Genomic DNA, 1,516 nt, shown 5'->3' with positions numbered 1-1,516 from the left:
GGAGGGTCGGCCACCGCCATCGCCGTCGAGGAACTGGCGAAGAAGGGGGCGCGCCTGTTCGTCCGGGCCGGCACCACCATGGCGGTCCACGTAGCGGTAGGCGATCTCGTTCTGGCACAGGCTGCCGTGCGGGCCGAGGGGACGAGCCGCACCTACGCGCCGCTCCCCTACCCTGCGGTGGCGGACGCCGGCGCCTATGCGGCCTTCCGGCAGGCGCTGCAGGCGTCCGGCTACCCGTGGGCGGAAGGGGTCGTCATGAGCAGCGACGGCTTCTACTCGCGGATGCTCCACGACGGGCAGCCGCCGGCGGGCGACGACGGGTGGGACGAGGCCACGCTGGCGCGCTGGCGGGTGCTGGGGTTGGACATGGAGACGGCCACGCTGTACGTCGTCGCCCGCCACCTGGGCGTGGCAGCGGTGAGCCTGTGCGTGGCGACCGTCGATCGCAGGCACGGCGCGGCCCCGGGCGAGGCCCGGGCGGAATACGAGCAGATGCTCGTGCGCACCACTCTCGAGGGAGTGCGGCGGGCCATCACGCACCAGCAGGAGGCGCAACGATGAGCTGCGAGACTTACCTGGCCGAGCTTGCCCGGCGGCTCGAACGCCTGGCCGCCACGCAGGTCACGGCCATCCGGCAGGCGGCCCGGCTGGCCGCCGACGCCATCGCGGGCGGGGGCCTCGTGCACCTGTTCGGGACGGGACACGGCTCCATCCCCGCGCTGGAGGCGTTCCCGAGGACCGGTTCGTTTGTCGGCTGGAACCCCATCGTCGTCGACGCCCTCGGCCCCCACCTGCGGGTGGGCGGGGACGGTAGCGTTCACCAGTTCCGCTACCTGCAGGGAGCGGCCGCCTACGGGAAGGCCATCCTGGAGAGTTTCCCCGTACGGGCAGGGGATGCGTTCGTCGTCTTCTCCCACTCCGGCGTCAACCCCGTAGTGGTGGAGGTGGCGCTGGAGGTGCGCGGCCGGGGGCTGCCGCTGGTGGCCGTGACCTCCCTCGAACACAGCCAGAGGTCCACATCCCGCCACCCCAGCGGGAAGCGGCTGTTTGAGGTGGCCGACGTGGTCATCGACACCGGAGCTCCCTTTGGCGACGCCGTGGTGGAGGTGCCGGGCCTGGCGCAGCCTGTGGCCGCCGTATCGACGTCGCTGGCGGTGGCGGTGACCAACAGCCTGGTCGCTGAGACGGCCCGGCTGCTGGCCGAGCGCGGGGTGCCCGTGCTGGTGCTGGGCCACATGGACCGCCAGGGCCGGGCCATCCCGGACGAGATGCGGCGCGACTATGTGAAGGCGTATCAGGACCGGCTGTGGAGGCGGTAGCGGTGCGGGAGGCGTACGGGCCGTTCATCGATGGGGCGTGGCAAGCGGGCGGCGGGCGCCCCGCGGCCGAGGTGCGCAACCCGGCCACCGGCGAACTGGTGGCACGGGTGGCGCTGGCGACGGTCGACGACGTGGACGCAGCGCTGCAAGCGGCCGACCGGGCCTTCCGGCAGTGGCGGCGGGCGGCACCGGAGGAG

3 protein-coding genes are annotated in these 1,516 nt (G+C 73.2%); all 3 read left to right on the top strand.

The features are described 5' to 3' along the window. Positions 1-561, top strand: a 561-nt coding sequence (locus AB1609_23650; GenBank protein ID MEW6049430.1) for a uridine phosphorylase, incomplete at its 5' end; no start/stop codon positions are given. Next, on the top strand, positions 558-1,319 hold the full coding sequence (locus AB1609_23645) for an SIS domain-containing protein (protein MEW6049429.1): 762 nt from the start codon (positions 558-560) through the stop codon (positions 1,317-1,319). The genes AB1609_23650 and AB1609_23645, both read left to right, overlap by 4 nt. Then, positions 1,307-1,516, top strand: a 210-nt coding sequence (locus AB1609_23640; protein ID MEW6049428.1) for an aldehyde dehydrogenase family protein, incomplete at its 3' end; no start/stop codon positions are given. The genes AB1609_23645 and AB1609_23640, both read left to right, overlap by 13 nt.

This window comes from Bacillota bacterium (assembly GCA_040754675.1).
Taxonomy (GTDB): Bacteria; Bacillota; Limnochordia; order Limnochordales; family Geochordaceae; genus Geochorda.
Note: the sequence above shows the minus strand (reverse complement) of the source record. Positions and strands in the feature narration are given on the sequence as shown.

Coding starts and splice junctions, on each gene's coding strand:
- AB1609_23645 (MEW6049429.1), top strand. CDS start 558: ATGAGCTGCGAGACTTACCTGGCCGAGCTTGCCCGGCGGCTCGAACGC.